At 59.5% G+C, this 19,160-nt stretch carries 15 protein-coding genes; 11 read left to right on the top strand and 4 right to left on the bottom strand.

Annotated features, from left to right (window positions below):
• Positions 1-10 precede the first annotated feature (10 nt).
• Positions 11-319, bottom strand: a complete 309-nt coding sequence (locus tag AC3WK5_RS01260; protein ID WP_256585189.1) for an RcnB family protein — start codon at positions 317-319, stop codon at positions 11-13.
• 241 nt (positions 320-560) lie between these two features.
• Between AC3WK5_RS01260 and AC3WK5_RS01255 the strand changes: the two genes are divergently transcribed.
• Both AC3WK5_RS01255 and AC3WK5_RS01250 read left to right on the top strand, forming a co-directional pair.
• Positions 561-1,865 (top strand): MFS transporter, encoded by a 1,305-nt coding sequence (locus tag AC3WK5_RS01255; RefSeq protein WP_103316659.1) that lies wholly within the window; start codon positions 561-563, stop codon positions 1,863-1,865.
• Positions 1,866-1,890: 25 nt separating this feature from the next.
• Positions 1,891-2,667 (top strand): substrate-binding domain-containing protein, encoded by a 777-nt coding sequence (locus AC3WK5_RS01250; RefSeq protein WP_103316660.1) that lies wholly within the window; start codon positions 1,891-1,893, stop codon positions 2,665-2,667.
• A 14-nt stretch (positions 2,668-2,681) separates the two neighbouring features.
• Here the strand turns inward: AC3WK5_RS01250 and AC3WK5_RS01245 are convergent, their stop codons facing one another.
• On the bottom strand, positions 2,682-3,599 hold the full coding sequence (locus tag AC3WK5_RS01245) for a LysR family transcriptional regulator (RefSeq protein ID WP_103316663.1): 918 nt from the start codon (positions 3,597-3,599) through the stop codon (positions 2,682-2,684).
• A gap of 195 nt (positions 3,600-3,794) precedes the next feature.
• On the opposite strand from AC3WK5_RS01245, the gene AC3WK5_RS01240 reads away from it, so the two are divergent.
• Complete coding sequence (locus AC3WK5_RS01240; RefSeq protein ID WP_103316666.1) at positions 3,795-5,603, top strand: monovalent cation:proton antiporter-2 (CPA2) family protein; 1,809 nt, start codon at positions 3,795-3,797, stop codon at positions 5,601-5,603.
• Positions 5,604-5,682: 79 nt separating this feature from the next.
• On the top strand, positions 5,683-6,786 hold the full coding sequence (locus AC3WK5_RS01235) for a DNA alkylation repair protein (protein WP_103316669.1): 1,104 nt from the start codon (positions 5,683-5,685) through the stop codon (positions 6,784-6,786).
• Positions 6,787-7,442: 656 nt separating this feature from the next.
• Here the strand turns inward: AC3WK5_RS01235 and AC3WK5_RS01230 are convergent.
• Positions 7,443-8,336 carry a LysR family transcriptional regulator gene (locus tag AC3WK5_RS01230; protein WP_103316446.1) on the bottom strand — a complete coding sequence of 298 codons (894 nt, stop codon included), beginning with the start codon at positions 8,334-8,336 and terminating at the stop codon, positions 7,443-7,445.
• A gap of 134 nt (positions 8,337-8,470) precedes the next feature.
• On the opposite strand from AC3WK5_RS01230, the gene AC3WK5_RS01225 reads away from it, so the two are divergent.
• Both AC3WK5_RS01225 and AC3WK5_RS01220 read left to right on the top strand, forming a co-directional pair.
• Entirely contained in the window at positions 8,471-10,123 is a 1,653-nt protein-coding gene (locus AC3WK5_RS01225; protein ID WP_103316447.1) for a GMC family oxidoreductase, read from the top strand.
• A gap of 187 nt (positions 10,124-10,310) precedes the next feature.
• On the top strand, positions 10,311-11,933 hold the full coding sequence (locus AC3WK5_RS01220) for an MFS transporter (protein WP_103316448.1): 1,623 nt from the start codon (positions 10,311-10,313) through the stop codon (positions 11,931-11,933).
• Positions 11,934-12,021: 88 nt separating this feature from the next.
• On the opposite strand, the gene AC3WK5_RS01215 is transcribed toward AC3WK5_RS01220, so the two are convergent.
• On the bottom strand, positions 12,022-13,455 hold the full coding sequence (locus tag AC3WK5_RS01215) for a serralysin family metalloprotease (RefSeq protein ID WP_103316449.1): 1,434 nt from the start codon (positions 13,453-13,455) through the stop codon (positions 12,022-12,024).
• 248 nt (positions 13,456-13,703) lie between these two features.
• Here AC3WK5_RS01215 and AC3WK5_RS01210 point away from each other — a divergent pair, with 248 nt between their 5' ends.
• The 5 genes from AC3WK5_RS01210 (at position 13,704) to AC3WK5_RS01190 (ending at position 19,138) form a co-directional block, all read left to right on the top strand.
• Positions 13,704-14,636 carry a hypothetical protein gene (locus AC3WK5_RS01210; RefSeq protein WP_103316450.1) on the top strand — a complete coding sequence of 311 codons (933 nt, stop codon included), beginning with the start codon at positions 13,704-13,706 and terminating at the stop codon, positions 14,634-14,636.
• A gap of 134 nt (positions 14,637-14,770) precedes the next feature.
• Complete coding sequence (locus AC3WK5_RS01205) at positions 14,771-15,124, top strand: hypothetical protein (protein WP_103316461.1); 354 nt, start codon at positions 14,771-14,773, stop codon at positions 15,122-15,124.
• 395 nt (positions 15,125-15,519) lie between these two features.
• The gene (locus AC3WK5_RS01200) at positions 15,520-15,810 is read left to right on the top strand and encodes a hypothetical protein (protein WP_103316451.1); all 291 of its coding nucleotides are present in this window, start codon (positions 15,520-15,522) and stop codon (positions 15,808-15,810) included.
• Positions 15,811-16,097: 287 nt separating this feature from the next.
• Positions 16,098-18,812, top strand: coding sequence for a magnesium-translocating P-type ATPase (gene mgtA / locus AC3WK5_RS01195; protein WP_103316452.1), 2,715 nt, complete (start codon positions 16,098-16,100; stop codon positions 18,810-18,812).
• Positions 18,813-18,925: 113 nt separating this feature from the next.
• A complete protein-coding gene (locus tag AC3WK5_RS01190) occupies positions 18,926-19,138 on the top strand; it encodes a hypothetical protein (RefSeq protein WP_103316453.1) in 213 nt (70 codons plus the stop codon).
• Positions 19,139-19,160: the final 22 nt, after the last annotated feature.

The raw sequence follows: 19,160 nt of genomic DNA, 5'->3' as shown, positions 1-19,160 counted from the left end.
GGGCGGCGGTTCAACGCTCTATCGGCATGACCGCCAGAATCTGCCCGTTGGTGGTCTGCACCAGCATGTACTTGTCGTTGATTTGCACCCACTGGCTCTGACTTTGCGGGGTATTCAAGCCGCGTCTTTTCCAGTCGACCAGGGCTTTTTCGCTGCGGGTGTAAACGTCCGGCGCCTGGTCGCCGACGTGCAGGTTGCGGGCATTGATTGGCGCCGACTGGACGATGGTTTGCAGGGTATCGGCGGCCATGACCGTCGGGCAGACAACCGCAAGACTCACAAGCACCGCCATGGCAGCCAGACTTCTTTGACGCAACATCGGTATTCCTCCAGTGAATGGGTGACACCCGCTCTAGGACCGCGATTGCGGCCGGTCATTCGAAACGCTCACACCTCACTGTAGCGATGATTCTGCGATTGATCTCACCGCAGTGATAATCCATACGCATCAATGGATGTTAAATATGCACTTATCATATCGATCGACCTGCCCCAGTATCCGGCCTTAATAATATCCATGCGCCACGTTGCGCATGTCATAAAAGCGCGGGAGACACAACATGCAGGCTACAACCCATCCGCCAGCGACATCCGCTCGCAGCAAGGCCAGTGCAATTTTCCGGGTCACCTCGGGCAACTTCCTGGAACAGTTCGACTTCTTCCTCTTCGGTTTCTACGCCACCTATATTGCGGCGGCGTTCTTCCCTGCCAGCAGCGAATTCGCCTCGCTGATGATGACCTTCGCAGTGTTTGGCGCAGGTTTTCTGATGCGTCCTTTGGGCGCGGTGATTCTCGGTGCCTACATCGATGATGTCGGCCGCCGCAAAGGGTTGATCGTCACCCTGTCGATCATGGCCAGCGGCACGATTCTGATTGTGCTGGTGCCCGGCTACGAGACCATCGGTCTGTTCGCTCCGGCGCTGGTGTTGATCGGCCGTCTGCTTCAGGGCTTCTCCGCCGGTGCGGAGCTGGGCGGCGTGTCGGTGTACCTGGCGGAAATCGCCACGCCGGGCCGCAAGGGCTTTTTCACCAGTTGGCAGTCGGCCAGCCAGCAAGTGGCGATCGTCGTTGCTGCGGCGCTGGGCTATGCGCTGAACCAATGGATGCCGGCGACAGTGGTTGCCGACTGGGGCTGGCGCATTCCGTTTTTCGTCGGTTGCATGATCGTGCCGTTTATTTTCCTGCTGCGGCGCAGCCTTGAAGAAACCGCAGAGTTCACCGCCCGCCGCCACCGCCCAAGCATGCGTCAGGTGTTCGGCACCTTGCTACAAAACTGGCAGATCGTGATCGCCGGGATGCTGATGGTGGCGCTGACCACCACCGCGTTTTACCTGATCACCGTGTACGCGCCGACCTTTGGCAAAACCGTGCTGCACCTGAGCACTTCCGATGCGCTACTGGTGACCTTGCTGGTCGGCGTGTCGAACTTCTGCTGGCTACCACTGGGTGGCGCACTGTCGGACCGCATCGGTCGGCGCCCGGTGCTGGTGGCGATGACCCTGCTGACCTTGGCCACGGCCTACCCGGCATTGACGTATCTGGTCCAGGCACCGAGCTTCATCAACATGCTGTTGGTGCTGCTGTGGTTGTCGTTCATCTACGGTTTGTACAACGGCGCCATGGTTGCAGCGCTGACCGAAATCATGCCGGTGGAAGTCCGCGTGGCCGGTTTCTCCCTGGCCTACAGCCTGGCGACCGCAGTATTCGGCGGCTTCACCCCAGCGATTTCGACCTTCCTGATTCAGTACTCCGGCGACAAAGCCGCCCCCGGTTACTGGATGAGTTTTGCCGCGCTGTGTGCGTTGTGCGCAACGCTGTACCTGTACCGGCGCTCGACCGGTCGTTTACAAGTCGCCGTGCAATAAGCCAACCCCAGACAGAGAGGTATCGATGAAAAAATTACTGAACCTTGCGGCGCTGACCCTGATCGGCGCCCTGGGCCTGAGCAGCGTTGCCCAGGCTGAAGAGCTGCACGTGATGACCTCCGGTGGCTTCACGGCCGCCTATAAAGTGCTCGGTCCGAAGTTCGCCGCCGCCACCGGCAACACGCTCGATACGGCGCTTGGCCCGTCGATGGGCAAGGCGCCTGAAGCGATCCCCAACCGGTTGGCCCGTGGCGAGCACGCCGATGTGGTGATCATGGTCGGCTACGCCCTGGATGAGTTGATCAAGCAAGGCAAGGTCTTGCCCGGATCGCGAGTTGAACTGGCCGATTCGAGGATTGGTCTGGTGGTGCGCGAGGGCGCGACGAAGCCGGACATCGGCTCGGTCGAGGCGCTGAAGGCGACATTGCTCAATGCCAAATCCGTGGCCTATTCCGACAGCGCCAGCGGCGTGTACATCCAGGATCAGCTGTTCAAGCGCCTGGGGATCGAGCCGCAGCTCAAAGCCAAATCGACCATGGTGCCGAAAATTCCGGTGGCTTCGGTGGTTGCCACGGGCGACTACCAATTGGGCTTTCAACAGGTCAGTGAATTGCTCCCGGTGCCCGGCGTGACCTTCGTCGGCAAGATTCCGGAATCCGTGCAGTCAGTGACACGCTTCGCCGCCGGCATTCCGGTTGGCGCGCAACATCCGGTGCAAGCCAAGGCCTTGCTCGACTACCTCGCCTCCCCGGCCGCCCAGCCAGAGGTCGTGGCGACCGGCCTGGACTCGGTCAGCCGTTAAGCCTGATACCGGCCTCAGCCAATCCAGGCTGAGGCCGGTTTGACCTTCATTTCAATAATCAGCCGTTCCAGCTCCAGCGCCGCCGGCGTCAGCGTCCGCCCCCGACGCTTGAGCAGGCCGACGCTGCGCATCACTTGCGGATCCGTCAGCGGTACGTGAGTCAGAATCGGGTGGTCACTGCCGGGCATCGCCATCAACGGCACCGCAGCAATACCCAGCCCGGCTTCAACCAGACCGATCATAGTGGTGACATGTCGGGTTTCGCAGATGCTCTGACGCGCCGGCACAATCCCGCTCAACGCCTGATCCAGCAGAAAGCGATTGCCCGACGTCTTGTCGAGGGAGATGTAATCCTGCTGGTACAGCTCGCTCCAGCTCACGCTTGCGCGGTTGGCCAAGGCGTGATCGCGTCGGCAAGCGACCACATAACGTTCCTGCACCAGCGGTTCGAACTCGACGTCGGCCTCCAGCGTGCCCATGAAACTCAAGCCGAAATCCGCCTCGCCATTGACCACTGCGCTCAGCACGTCATGGGCGCTGGAGTCGAGCACCTTGACCTTGATTCGTGGAAATCGCTGATGGTATTGGGCGACCACCCGCGGCATGAAGTAATAGGCCGCCGACGGCACGCAGGCCACAGTGACGTAGCCCAAACGGGTCGACGCCACATCGCTGATCCCCAGCAACGCCACATCCAGGTCATCCAGCAACCGGTCGACACTCGGCGCAAACGCGCGCCCTGCCTGGGTCAGGCTAACGCGGCGAGTGGTGCGCTCGAACAGTTTGACGCCCAGTGCGTCTTCGAGCTTTTCAATCCGTCGACTCAGCGCCGGCTGGGAGATGCGCACCGCGTCGGCGGCCTTGCGAAAGCTGCCCTGCTCGACCACGGCGCGAAAAGCCTGCAAGTCATTCAGGTCGAAGTTGATGGCCATGAAGCGCACTCAGCGGCAAACGAATTGATCAGCTTATCCTATGAATGTAACAAACTGATGCAAAATGTAACGCGAAAATCCGCAATAGACGGCACTCATGACTGACTGATGCCGGCCCAGCCTTTATCCTTGTCGCCTTTCCAACCCATGATTGTCCGCAATTTTTGTCGTTCGACGTTTTCCCAGGAGTAAGCCATGCCCCATGAAGGCAACCTGTTGCAAGCCGCTGTCGTCTTTCTATTCGCGGCGGTGCTCACCGTGCCTTTGGCCAAACGCCTGCAACTGGGCGCGGTGTTGGGCTATCTGCTGGCCGGCGTCATCATTGGGCCGTCGGTGCTGGGGTTGATCGGCAACCCGCAAAGTGTCAGCCATATTTCCGAGCTCGGCGTGGTGTTGCTGCTGTTCATCATTGGTCTTGAGCTGTCTCCGCGACGGTTATGGGTGATGCGCAAAGCGGTGTTTGGCGTCGGTCTGGCGCAAGTGCTGCTGACCGGTTCGGTGATCGGCGTGCTGGCGTTCTACGTGTTCGGCCAGGCGCTCAATAGCGCGATCGTGCTCGGCCTGGGATTGGCGTTGTCGTCCACCGCCTTCGGCCTGCAAAGCCTGGCTGAACGCAAGGAACTGACCAGCCCGCACGGGCGGCTGGCGTTTGCAATACTGCTGTTTCAGGACATCGCCGCGATCCCACTGATCGCCATGGTGCCGCTGCTCGCCGGCGGTGATCACACCACGTCCGCCGCTGACGATTTGAACCATGTCCTGCGGGTGCTCGGCAGCATCGCAGTGGTGGTGATCGGCGGGCGTTACCTGTTGCGTCCGGTGTTTCGTGTGGTCGCCAAAACCGGCCTGCCGGAAGTCTCGACCGCCACCGCGCTGCTGGTGGTGATCGGCACTGCCTGGTTGATGGACCTGGTCGGCGTGTCGATGGCGCTCGGCGCATTCCTCGCCGGCCTGCTGCTGGCGGACTCGGAATACCGCCATGAACTGGAAGCACAAATCGAACCGTTCAAGGGCCTGCTGCTGGGGCTGTTTTTCATCAGCGTCGGCATGGGCGCCAACATCAGCCTGCTGTTCAGCGCCCCGATAACGGTGCTGGGCCTGACCCTGCTGTTGATCATGCTCAAGCTGCCGATGCTGTTTGTCGTCGGGCGGCTGGCCGGAGGTTTGAACCGACTGAGTGCGTTGCGCCTGGGCATCGTGCTGGCGGCGGGTGGTGAATTTGCGTTCGTGGTGTTCAAGATCGGCCGCGACCAAGGCCTGTTCGACCCACGGATGTACGACCTTCAGGTGCTGACCATCACCCTGTCGATGGCCGTGACCCCGCTGTTGCTACTGATGTGCGGCCGACTGGTGAAATCGAAAGTCCAGCCCGTCGCCGTGCCGCCGCACCTGCGTGAAATCGACACCGACGCCCCGCGCGTAGTCATCGCCGGCCTGGGCCGTATGGGCCAGATCGTTGCGCGGATTCTGCGGGCACAAAAAATTCAGTTCGTCGCCCTCGATACCTCGGTGGAAACCATTGAGCTGTCGCGCAGTTTTGGCGGCGTACCGGTGTTCTATGGCGATCCGATGCGCCCCGAAATACTCCACGCGGCCAAGGTCGGGCAGGCGGAATACTTTGTGATTGCCACCGATGACCCGGACACCAACATCAAGACCGCCGAACTGGTGCGCAAGCTCTACCCGCACATGAAAATCATCGCCCGTGCGCGTAACCGTCAGCATGTGCACCGCCTGGTCGACCTCGGCGCCGAGGCGATCCGCGAAACCTATTATTCAAGCCTGGAAATGAGTCGCCGGACCCTGATCGGTCTTGGCCTGAGCCAGACCCAGGCCGACGCCCGCATCGAGCGTTTCAAGCATCACGACGAACAAGTGCTCGAAGCCCAGCACGCGATCTACGACGATGCCGCGAAAGTCATGCAAAGCGCCCAGGAAGCCCGAGCCGAACTGGCGCGGTTGTTCGAGGCGGATCGGATTGAGGAAGAGACGGTCAAACCTTGAAGCCAAAAAAGATCGCGTTCCCCGTGGGAACCGCCGCAGGCCGCGATCTTTTGCTCTGAAATGTTGAAAGGAATCCACGATGAGTAGCACCGACCAGTCTTCCCCCGCCCTGAAGGAAATCTTCAACGCCGAGCGCTTGCAACACATCGCCAGCGAAATGCACGCGGTGTACCCGGCGTTCAACGCCAAGGCGTTCCTGAAACTCGCCAATGAAGGCCTGGCCGAGTTGTCGGTGATGCAGCGCATGGCGCGGGTCGGTGAGTGCCTGCATGCAGTGTTGCCGCTGAGCTATGAGCAGACACTGGAAATCCTGCGCCCGCTCGCACCACGTTTGAACAGCGGCTTCGTCAGCATGTTCCTGCCTCAGTACGTCGCCGCTTATGGTGCCCACGCGTTCGAGCTGTCGATGGACGCGCTCAAGTACTTCACCACGTTCGGTTCCTCGGAGTTCGCGATCCGGCATTTCCTGCGCAGCGACTTCGAACGCTCACTGGCACTGATGCACGACTGGTCACTGGACGACAACGAACACGTCCGCCGCCTGGCCAGCGAAGGCAGTCGCCCGCGCCTGCCATGGTCATTTCGTTTGGAACCGGTGCAAGCCGACCCGACGCTGGCAGCAGCAATCCTCGACAACCTCAAGGCCGACAGCAGCCTTTACGTACGCAAGTCGGTGGCCAATCACCTCAATGACATCACCAAAGACCACCCCGAGTGGGTGCTGAACCTGATCGAAGGCTGGTCGCTGGAAGACCCGCGCACCGCGTGGATCGCCAAACACGCCCTGCGCAGCCTGATCAAACAGGGCAACCAACGGGCACTGGCGATCATCGGCGCTGGCGGTAAACCCGAGGTCCAGATCCATAACCTCAAGATTGAACCGGCGGTGATCAGTCTCGGCGAGACCGTAAAGCTCTCGTTCGACCTTCATTCAACCGCCAGTGACAACCAGCGACTGGTGGTCGATTACGCCATCGACTACGTCAAAGCCTCAGGCGCTACCTCAGCGAAAGTCTTCAAACTCAAGGGCCTCACCCTGCCCGCACACGCCCGCCAAACCCTCAGCCGCACCCAGCAGATCCGCGAGCTGACCACCCGCAAACATTACGCAGGCACGCATGCGGTACACATCATGGTCAATGGCGAGCGACTGGGAAGCACCGCGTTCGAAATTACCCCGTAATCCCGGAGCAGGCACGCGCCTAGCCCTAGCCAGCGATGGGGTCGGTAAAATCACTACCGCCAGCAAGCCGCGCTCCCGCAGTTTTGATTGGTGTACATCTGCGGGAGATGGGTAGGCTGTCAGGCTGCCATCGCAGGCAAGCCAGCTCCCACACTTTTGATTGGTGTACATCCGCAAAAGATAGGCCGGCTGCCAGGTCGTCATCGCGGGCAAGCCCGGCTCCCACAAAAAAGGCAAAAAGGCAAAGCAGCGCATACCGTCGCCTTCACCACTCAACAGGCCGAGCGTTAGCTCGCCTGCCGCTGTTGATCTTGATCCACCAGCCCCTTCGGGAGGCCGAGTGGAGGTGTTCATCAGGAGGTTGGCGCGTAGCGCCGTACGGCGTAGCCGGACACATCGAGAGGAGGTCGTCGCGAAGCAGACCGTAGGCGATGCCTCCTGATGAATACCGTAGCGAGGGAACGCCGAGCCTAAGCGAGGTGCCGTACGCTTGGGGCGAGCGTTTTTTTGCTTACTTTTTTTTAGGCGCTTGTAAAAAAAGTGAGTCGCCGTAAGGGCGAAACCCTAAGTGGCCGTTACCGCAGAAATGGATATGTACACCTGCGAGAGATAGGCCGGCTATCAGGCCGCCTGGACCAAAAGATCGCAGCCTACGCTTAAGAGCCGGGCCCAAGCAGCAGCGCCTGCTCGCGATCACACAACCCCACCACATAATCCCACAACACCCGCAACCGCACCGACTTGTGCAACTCACGCCGGGTACTGATCCAATAACTACGCTGAATACTTTCAGCCGGTAACAGCGGCACCAGCTCCGGATCATGGCTAGCCATGTAACACGGCAACACCGCAATCCCCAACCCCGAGCGCGCCGCCTGCTGCTGAGCAATCACACTGGTGCTGTGAAACACCACCTGAGGACTGCGGCAAAAACTGTTGAGAAACATCAATTCCTGACTGAACAACAGATCGTCGACGTAACCGATCCAGGCATGCCGCGCCAGGTCCTCGCGACTGCGCAACGGCGGCGAACGGTCGAGGTAAGCCTGACTGGCGTAAAGCGCCAAACGGTAATCAGTGAGCTTGCGAGTGACCAGCATGTCAGCCGCCGGGCGCTCCAGATGAATACTGATCTCGGCTTCGCGATTGAGGATACTGACGAAACGCGGCACCGCCACCAACTCCACTTCCAACCCCGGATAGCGATCAAACAAACCCTGCATGCGACTGGCGAGAAACATGATCCCCAAGCCTTCGGTCACCCCGACGCGAATCTTGCCCAGCGGCGCACTGGACTGGGTGATCTCCTCCTGCGCCAGCAAGGCGACATTCTCCATGGCTTCAGCATGTTTGAGCAGCGCTTCGCCAGCCGGGGTCAGTTGGTAACCCTGGGCTTGCTGGACAAACAGCGCGGTGCCGAGGCTCGCTTCAATCGCCTCGATGTGTCGCGCCACCGTAGCGTGGGTGGTTTTCAAACGCCGGGCGGCGGTCAGCAAGCGGCCGCTGCGTTGCAATTCGAGAAAAAACCGCAAGTCATTCCAGTCGAACATCAGCCTTCCTTGCATGCGTGGGAGTTGATCACTGTTTAAAAACGCACAGCAGCTGAGCAAAAACTAACATTCTTTTGCCGAAAACTAACAACTAGGATGGATCCCAATAAGAACAACACGCTGCGAGGTCATGGATGCAACCTGCCGTTGATGCATACGATTACATCGTGGTCGGCGCCGGACCGGCCGGCTGCCTGCTGGCCAATCGACTCTCCGCCAACCCGCAGCACCGGGTGTTGCTGCTTGAAGCCGGCGGGCGCGATAACTACCCGTGGATTCACATACCCGTCGGTTACCTGTACTGCATCGGCAACCCGCGCACCGACTGGTGCTTCAAGACCGAGGCGCAAACCGGCCTGCAAGGCCGCAGCCTGAGCTACCCGCGCGGCAAGGTGCTGGGCGGCAGCTCATCGATCAACGGCATGATCTACATGCGCGGCCAGGCCGGCGATTACGACCGCTGGGCCGCCGAAGGCAACCCCGGCTGGAGCTGGAACGACGTACTGCCACTGTTCAAACAGAGCGAAAACCATTTTGCCGGTGACTCGGCATTTCACGGCGCCGCCGGTGAATGGCGCGTCGAGCGCCAACGGCTGTCGTGGCCGATTCTCGACGCCTTCCGCAGCGCCGCCGAACAAAGCGGCATCGCCAGCGTCGATGACTTCAACCAGGGTGACAACGAAGGCTGCGGCTACTTCCAGGTGAATCAGAAAGCCGGGGTGCGCTGGAATGCCGCCAAAGCCTTTCTCAAACCGGTTCGCCATCGGCCTAACCTCACCGTCCTGACCGGTGTCGACGTCGACCGCGTGCTGCTGGAAAACGGCCGGGCATCCAAGGTCAGCGCCCGCTGGCAAGGCCAGGTAAACATCTTTGCTGCCCGCAGGGAGATCATCCTCAGCGCCGGTTCAGTCGGTTCGCCGAGCATCCTGCAACGTTCCGGCATCGGCCCGGGCGACCTGCTCAAACGCCTGGGTATCGGCGTCGTCCACGAACTCAATGGCGTGGGTCGCAACCTGCAGGATCACTTGCAGTTGCGGCTGATCTATAAGCTGGAAAATGCCCGGACCCTGAACCAGATCGCCGGCAGCCTGCGGGGTAAAATCGGCATGGGCCTGCGCTATCTGTACGACCGCAGTGGCCCGCTGTCGATGGCCCCCAGTCAACTCGGCGCCTTCGCCCGCTCCGGACCGGAACAAACCTCGGCGAACCTCGAATACCACGTCCAACCGCTGTCGCTCGAACGCTTTGGCGAACCCTTGCATGCGTTCCCGGCGTTTACCGCGTCGGTCTGCGACCTGCGCCCACAAAGCCGAGGCCGCGTCGAGATTCGCTCGGCCGACCCGCAACAGCCGCCGCTGATTCAACCCAATTACCTGAGCCATCCCGAAGACCTGCGCGTGGCCGCCGAGGCCATTCGCCTGACCCGGCGCATCGTTGCCGCACCGGCCTTGCAGCCGTTCAACCCGATCGAATACCTGCCGGGCGCGGCCTTGCAAAGCGAAGAACAACTGCACGAAGCCGCCGCGCGCATCGGCACGACGATTTTCCACCCGGTTGGCACCTGCCGCATGGGCAACGATGCCGACGCCGTGGTCGATGCCCAGTTGCGGGTCCACGGCATCCCCGGCCTGCGCATCGCCGATGCGTCGATCATGCCGTACATCACCTCGGGCAATACCTGCTCACCGACACTGATGATCGCCGAAAAAGCGGCGCAACTGATTCTCGCCGCATCGACCTGGAACGCTACCGCGGAAATAGAACGGGTCACCGAGCCGCACCTGTAGGAGCCGAGCTTGCTCGCGATGAACGATGACGCGGATCACCGGATACACCGCGTCGCCTGCATCGCCTGCATCGCGAGCAAGCTCGGCTCCTACGCGGACCGTGCAATACCAGCAGGAGCAGCACCAGCCCATACGGCCGGCGCTGACAGTGGAACAACAATAAATAAACACTGTGAGGGATACCGACATGTCAGAACAGGCTCAAGCCATCGCCGCAACGCTCAGCGCCGGCACCAGCAAGGAAACCCGGACAGTCATCTTCGCCTCGTCCCTCGGGACGGTGTTCGAGTGGTATGACTTCTTCCTCTACGGCGCCCTCGCGGCGGTGATCAGCAAACAGTTTTTCGCCGGGGTCAACGACACCACCGCCTTCATCTTCGCGCTGATGGCCTTTGCTGCCGGTTTCATCGTGCGGCCGTTCGGTGCTCTGGTGTTCGGTCGACTGGGGGACATGATCGGGCGCAAATACACCTTCCTCGCCACGATCATCCTGATGGGCCTGGCAACCTTCTCCGTCGGCCTGCTGCCGACCTACGCCAGTATCGGCATTGCCGCACCGATCATTCTGGTGGTGCTGCGCATGCTTCAGGGCCTGGCACTCGGCGGCGAGTACGGCGGTGCCGCGACCTACGTGGCAGAACACGCGCCCGTCGGCAAACGCGGTTTCCACACCAGCTGGATTCAGTCCACCGCGACCCTCGGTTTGCTGCTCTCGCTGCTGGTGGTGCTTGGCTGCCGCTACTTCACCGGTGATCAGTTCGAAGTCTGGGGCTGGCGCATTCCGTTCCTGCTGTCGATCGTGCTGCTGGGCATTTCGACCTGGATTCGCCTGAGCCTGCACGAGTCGCCGGCGTTCTTGAAAATGAAAGAAGAAGGCAAGTCCTGCAAAGCACCGATCCGCGAATCCTTCGGTAACTGGGAAAACCTCAAAGTCGTGCTGATTGCATTGTTCAGCATCAACGCCGGGCAAGCGGTGACCTTCTATGCGGCACAGTTCTATGTGCTGTTCTTCCTCACCCAGTTCCTGAAAATGGACCCGGCACTGGCCAACACCTTGCTGATTGTCAGCGTGGTGATCGGTGCACCGTTCTTCATTTTCTTCGGCTGGCTGTCGGACCGGGTCGGGCGCAAACCGATCCTGATGATCGGCCTGTTGCTGGCCACCGTGCTGTACTTCCCGATCTTCAAAACCCTGGCCCATTACGCCAACCCGGCCATCGACCGCGCCAGTCAACAAGCGCCGATCAGCGTGCTGGCCGATCCGGCCACCTGCACCTTCCAGTTCGACCCGGTCGGCAAGGCGCGCTTTGACAGTCCCTGCGACAAGGTCAAAACCTTCCTGGTCAAACAAGGCCTGCCTTACAGCAGCAAAGCCGCCGCCGCTGGCAGCGCGGTGCAGGTCAGCGTTGGCGATGTCACTATCGATGGTTACGACGAAGCCGCCCTGCGCGGTGCCGTGACCCTGGCCGGCTACCCGCAACAGGCGGACACCCAGCAGATCAACAAACCGATGATCGTCGTGCTGATCGTCGCGCTGATCATCATTTCGGCGATGTGCTACGGGCCACTGGCGGCGCTGATGGTCGAACTGTTCCCGACGCGTATCCGCTACACCTCGATGTCCCTGCCGTATCACATCGGTAACGGCTGGTTTGGTGGTTTCCTGCCGACCGTATCGTTCGCGCTGGTGGTCTACACCGGGGATATTTTCTACGGGCTGTGGTACCCGATACTGATCACCGGGGTGAGCCTTGTGGTGGGTATGCTCTGCTTGCGCGAAACCAAGGACGTGGACCTGGAGAAAAACTGACGGCATAAAAAAAGTCCGCCCATGTTGGCCCTGGGCGGACTTTCATTTCACTGCACGGAACCGCATCGGCGGTTCCTGTCAGCAGAGTTTAGGCGACAATATCAGTGGTTGCCGCCTGACCGACCGTTCCCACGGCAAAATCTACCGCACCGTGGCCGGTGAGATCGATATACAAACTGGTCTGGTTGGTCTGTGCGAAGTACGTCAGGATCGCGTCGCCGGCATGGCCGGTGAAGCCACTGACGAAGTTCAGCGTGGCGGCGCCAGACGCGAACTGCGCGATGCCCGACAGGTCGATCTTGTCCTCACCGCTGGTGAAATCCATGATCCAGTCCGGCGCGGTCACGGTCGAATCGGATGCCGCGCCGAACACGAAGGTGTCCGCCCCTGCCCCGCCCCACAAGCTATCGCCGCCACCGCCGCCGTAGAGGATGTCGTTGCCGGCACCGCCTTCGAGCAGGTTGGCCACCGCGTTGCCGATCAGCAGGTCATTGCCCGAACCACCGATAGCGTTTTCCAGGGTTACGCCGTGGGCGATGGACACGTTGCCGACCAGGCCGCCAACGTCAGAGAACGAGCCTTGGTTGAGGTTGATCTTCTGGTTCTGGCTGAAGCCCGAGAAGTCCAGGGTGTCGTTGCCGCCACCGTCCCACACCGAGAACACCACTTTCGATTCAGCCGACGTGGCGCTGTAGAAATCGCGACCGGCGTTGGAGTTGAAGCCATAGACCGTATCATCGGCACGGGTCTCGAGGTTGGCGCCGTAGAGTTTTTGTACCGCGACAATGTCATCCATCAGCGGGGCTGACGCATACGCGCCGCTGCCATCCTTGCTGAAATCCTGACCGGTGTTGCTCTCGCTCCAGTAGCTCATCAGGCTGTAGCCGCGCGTGTCCTGAGCGTAGGTCACGTCGTTATAGGTCGGGTTGCCGCTACCCGCGTTATAGACGCCCGGATGGGACAGGCCCAGGCTGTGACCGATTTCGTGGGTCAGGGTCTGACGCCCGTAGTTGTTGGTGCCCGGCGTCTCGTTGACCCGGTACTGATCGTTGATCAGGTACCAGGACTGACCATCGTAGCTACCGCCCGAAGGCAAATAGGCGAACGCCGCGCCGCCGGTGCTGACATCGTAGTTACCAAAGCTCAGGTGCCCGTCACCGCCTGTGGCCCCTTCCTTGAAGGTGACATTGGCTACGTCCGACCACGATTGCAGGGAGAGTTTCGCCTGGGCTTTCTGCAGATCGCTGAACTCGCTGAAATGACCCAGCTTGGTGTTGTAGTTCGCCGGCGCCGACGTCATGAAGCTGAAGCTCAATTCGACTTTGCCATTGCCGTCCGTGTCGTGCCAGGACAGGTTTTTACGCAGAATCTGATCAGCTGCCTGATCCGCGGTAAACGACGGTTTGCCGTTAATCAGCTCAGCGCCACCGCGATCATACAAATGGCTGAAGGCATCGACCTGACTGTAGGCCGAACTGACCTGCCCTGAAGAAATGAGCGCTTTTGCTTTGGCCTGTGACATCACTTACGTCCTTGTTTCAAATAGTCGGTTCCGATAGACCACGGCGACCCCTTCGCGAGATCGTCCTATCACTCGCCCTGTTGAAGGCGTAACGAAACTGACACAGTTTGAAGCGGCAGGCCTATTGAATTTTTAGATAGCAGCCAAGACGCCGTTCAGGCAGGGCCCGTTGACTTGTCAGGCAGGAATAACCCGCTAACCTTCGCTGCAGACTCGCACGGTAGCACTGCAAGACAGGGAGACTTTTCATGCGAATGTGGCACGGGGTCGTCACCAAGCTGGCAAAAAAAGGCAAAGGAGCGGTCGTCAAAAACCGCAAGGGAAGTGAAGAGGTGCTTATCCCTTTTACCAAGGGCGCATTCATCGAAATCGATCTTGATAGCAATACTTACCATAGCGATTCGGAAAACACCCCTTGGGCGACAGAGCCCGAGCAAGCCTACGTAAAAATCGGCACTGAAGTGCAACTGCTCTCCAACTCCGATACCTTCCCGACCCGTGCCGATCAAGTCGAAAGCGCAAATTTTCGGGACGCCATTGATGTTATCAAAGGTGGCGAAATGTATTCGCTCGCCAAGGGCGGCGTCATCATCATTCACCACGATTTCAAAAAAGAAATGAGCAGAGGCGATTCCGGCGGGGCTTTCGCTGAAGCGGTTGAAGCCTGGTACAAAACGGAGCTATTCAAACCTGTATTCAAGGTCGACGCAGGCCAAACCTATGCCAAAACGATTACGCAGCTTGAGCAAATCAGCCTCCTTTGCGTAGACAATGTTTTCGTCGACACCATCCTTATCGCAACCCATGGCAGCGCCGGACAACTTTGGCTAGGCGCAGCGGAAAGCGATGAACTGAGTAATGTAATTGCGGTCCAGGACAAGGGGAGGAACTTCGCTTGCGCTTTGACTTTCGGTACCAAGCTGCAGCAGTTGTTTGGCAAGAGGCTCGCTATCGCAATCTATGCCTGCAATTTTGTCGGCAACCAGGATGGTCATGAGCTAGCGATCCAGATACGCAATTCTGCGGCTGCGCGAGCTCTGTATGCCGGTATGGGCGACGTCGAATTACACGCCACCAAGGCTGCGCGGTCCACGGTCGAATGCTCGCAAGCGTTGGTGATTTACAAGTCAGACCGTATCGAACAATACGGCGGCAAACTGATTCCCGTCTTCGATATATGAACAGCGACTACGGATCGAATTTTGCTGTTTCGTCCTGACTGACGGTACGCCCCTTCATCGCCAGCTGATTGACGTCTGCCCCCTGCAAGCGCGAGATATCAGGTTCAGCAATGTTCGAACAAGGGGAGTTCAACATGGTCAATGTCACCGTTTTGGCAGGAGATTTTCTACAAGGCGATAGCGAATACCGTGAAGGGGCGTTGCAGTTGAAAACCCTTTTCAACCCTAACCAGGAAATCAAAGTGCGGCCCTCGGCATTCAAAACCCTGGAAGTGGCAACCGAGGACAGCGTGACCAACAAGGATGCGATCGGCTACAGCATCGCCGGCGCCATGCTGCTCGGCCCCATCGGGGCAATCGCCGGCTACCTGATGGCGGGCAAGGAGACCGAAATCACGTTCATCGCCACGCTCAAGGATGGCCGCAAGCTGTTGGCGGCAACGGACAGCGATACTTACCGGGATATTTCCCGGCACATGAGTCATTGAGTTTTACACAGCAATCCTTTGTGCTCATGACATGGCGACTGAATGTCATGAGCACTTCGCGCCTTAATATCGATCACTATCGACTGCAATTATTCTGACCGTCCCTTCTGCACTGTCCTTATCTGTCTGATTCCTTAACAACGTGGATTTAAGGTTGACGTCAGCGGCCTGCCTGAGTACATTGCCCGGGCCGGTAACTCAGGCCTTTTTTCAACTCACAAAAGAATCCAATGGACACAGTATCTAGACGCTGTCTGGCTGATGCGTTTTCGCAGAGCTGGGCACTTAACCCAGAAAATGACGGGACTCGACTCCTCGGTCGGGTGAGCTGCGCTAGGGCTTGACGCTCCATCGTAACTTGCCTCTCCGGCGTCAGTCCGGTTGCGAGGCATGTTATGAACTTCAAATCTACTGTAATGCCAGGTGTACGCGCCTTCGCCTCGACGATGCGCGTAAAGCCTTGCCGTGAGCGCCCTGTGGCGACTCGTTCGCCGTTTTCCTCCCCTTCTTCGCGCACTCAGGCTCACCTGCGTGCCACTTGGCGCGTCTGCCCGTCGACCGGCCAACTTCAGCAACGCTGGAGCCTCGACGAAAGCCAGGAACCACCGAGTTGGTGCTTTGCGCACCTCCTGCAGCAGGCCAGCGTATGGCTCGGCCTGCACCTCGGGGCACGCACTTTCAGTTGATCTGAAAGTACTTCCAAGGGTGTATAACCAGCGTTTTCCTTAATAAGGAATTCGGCAACTTCCTATTGCCTATTTAACACACAGACTTCATGAGGTTCGTTATGGACGAGGCCAGTAGTAGGTTCGCTGCATGCCGTTTTTTATTGGGTGTGCAGCGAACGTTAAACACTAAAAAACACAATAACTTTAATCGACCGCTTACTTGCGACTCGACCTACATTCGCTCGCCTTTAATTAGCTGAGTTTGCAGTGTGTCGTGCCGCAAGACTGCGGCAGGAGCACACGCAATGACCCTTGTAAAAGATCCGAAAAAGCACGTCCGGGGCGCCACGAACGACGACACCAAGCTGTCGATGCGCGCCGCCCGTGAGGCACAAAACGGCCTCGCGGTCACCCTCGCCAACGTCAAGACTTCCGCCGACGGCCTGACCGAGCTCGATGCCGAAAGCCGCCTGCAACGCGAAGGTTTCAACGAAGTGGCCCATGACAAGCCACCTCACGCCATCGTCCAGTTTCTCCAGGCCCTCAACAATCCGTTCATCTATGTGCTGCTGGCGCTGGCTGGCATCAGCTTCGTGACCGATTACTGGCTCCCGCTCCAGGCAGGCGAAGAAGTCGACCTCACCAAAGTCATCATTATCATGACCATGGTGTCGCTCAGCAGCCTGCTGCGGTTCTGGCAGGAACACCGCTCGGCCAAGTCGGCTGAAGCACTCAAGGCCATGGTCCGCACCACCGCCACCGTGCTGCGTCGCGAGCAAATGGGCATGAAGCCCAAACTGCGCGAAGTGCCGATGCGTGAACTGGTGGCCGGCGACGTCATTCAGCTGTCGGCCGGTGACATGATCCCGGCTGACATTCGCCTGATCGAATCCCGTGACCTGTTCATCAGCCAGGCGGTGCTGACCGGCGAAGCCTTGCCGGTGGAGAAATACGACACCCTGGGCAACGTTGCACAGAAGTCCGCCTCAGCAACAGCCGCCGACCAGTCAAACCTGCTGGACCTGCCGAACATCTGCTTCATGGGCACCAACGTGGTCAGCGGCACCGCCCGAGCGGTGGTGGTCGCGACTGGTCCACGCACCTACTTTGGATCGCTGGCCAAAGCCATCGTCGGCTCACGGGTGCAGACCGCCTTCGACCGTGGGGTGAACAGCGTCAGCTGGCTGCTGATTCGCTTCATGCTGGTCATGGTGCCGATCGTCTTCCTGCTCAACGGTTTTTCCAAAGGCGATTGGGCTGATGCGCTGATGTTCGCCCTGGCCGTCGCGGTCGGCCTGACCCCGGAAATGCTGCCGATGATCGTCAGCGCCAACCTCGCCAAAGGCGCGATGGCGATGGCTAAACGCAAAGTCGTGGTCAAGCGCCTCAACGCCATCCAGAACTTCGGCTCGATGGACGTGCTCTGCACCGACAAGACCGGCACCCTGACCCAGGACAAAATCATCCTCGAGCACCACGTCGACATCAATGGCCGGCGCGACGACTCGATCCTTGAACTGGCGTGGCTCAACAGTCATCACCAGAGCGGTCTGCGTAACCTGATGGACCAGGCGGTGGTGCAATTCGCCGAGCGCAACCCGACGTTCAAGATCCCGTTCGCCTACAGCAAGATCGATGAGCTGCCGTTCGACTTCATTCGTCGACGCCTGTCGATCATCGTCAAGGACAGCCGCGACGATCATCTGCTGGTCTGCAAGGGCGCAGTCGAGGAGATGCTGAGCATTTCCAGCCACATCCATGAAAACGGTGTGGTGGTTGCGCTGGATGAGCAGCGTCGCAAAGCGCTGCTGGCGATGGCCAACGAGTACAACGAAGACGGTTTCCGGGTGCTGGTGGTGGCGACTCGCGAGATCCCGAAAGCCCAGAGCAAAAACCAGTACAAAACCAGTGACGAACGCGAGCTGGTAATTCGCGGCTTCCTGACCTTCCTCGATCCGCCGAAGGAAACCGCTGGCCCGGCGATTGCCGCGCTGCGGGACATGGGCGTGACCGTCAAGGTGCTGACCGGCGACAACGCCGTGGTCACCAGCAAGATCTGCCGCGAAGTCGGCCTGGAGCCTGGCACCCCGCTGCTCGGCCAAGACATCGAGAAGATGGACGAGTCGACCCTCAAGTTGCGGGTTGAAGAACGCACGGTGTTTGCCAAGCTCACGCCACTGCAGAAATCCCGGGTACTGAAGGCGCTGCAGTCGAACGGTCACACCGTCGGCTTCCTCGGCGACGGCATCAACGACGCCCCTGCCCTGCGCGACGCCGATGTCGGTATTTCGGTCGACAGCGGCACCGATATTGCCAAGGAATCGGCGGATATCATCCTGCTGGAAAAGAGCCTGATGGTGCTCGAAGAAGGTGTGATCAAAGGTCGCGAGACTTTCGGCAACATCATGAAGTACCTGAACATGACCGCCAGTTCGAACTTCGGCAACGTCTTTTCGGTGTTGGTGGCCAGTGCCTTCATCCCGTTCCTGCCGATGCTGGCGATCCACCTGCTGCTGCAAAACCTGATGTACGACATCTCCCAGCTGGCGCTGCCGTGGGACAAGATGGACAAGGAATACCTGCGCAAGCCGCGCAAGTGGGACGCCAAGAACATCGGGCGCTTCATGCTGTGGATCGGGCCGACCTCGTCGATCTTCGACATCACCACCTTCGCCCTGATGTGGTACGTGTTCTCGGCCAACAGTGTGGAAATGCAGACGCTGTTCCAGTCCGGCTGGTTCATCGAAGGCTTGCTGTCGCAGACGCTGGTGGTGCACATGCTGCGGACCCAGAAGATCCCGTTCTTCCAGAGCACCGCGGCGTTGCCGGTGATCCTGATGACCGGGCTGGTGATGGTGCTGGGCATCTACATCCCGTTCTCGCCACTCGGCACCCTGGTCGGTCTGCAACCGCTGCCATGGCAGTACTTCCCATGGCTGGTGGGCACTCTGCTCAGCTACTGCGTGTTCGCCCAGTTGATGAAGACCTTCTACATCCGCCGCTTCAAGCAATGGTTCTAAGGGCCTGACCCAGGCGCGGCTGGCGAGTGATCACCAGTTACACCCTTACTCAAAGACAATGTCATGGGCTGCTTCGGCGCCCATGACGCGGTGAGTTTTCAGGGAGCACATATATGAAACCTGTCGCACAACGAAACCTTCACGCGCTGGCCAAACGGGCACTGGTGTCGCTGCTGGTGACCAGCCTGACCCGAATCGCAACACTGCTCACCTGCGCCAGCGTCAGGCTGTATGCCAGAGGCTGGTTGAGCGGCATTGAAATCAGATTCCTGCTGGGGTTCTCCAGTGCCATACATCGCACCGCTCTGCGGCTCGCGGTCCGCTAGAAAATGAAATAGCAAAGGGAGA

The organism is Pseudomonas sp. FW306-02-D09B, assembly GCF_058782685.1.
This window is presented reverse-complemented; position numbering and strand designations above follow the sequence as displayed.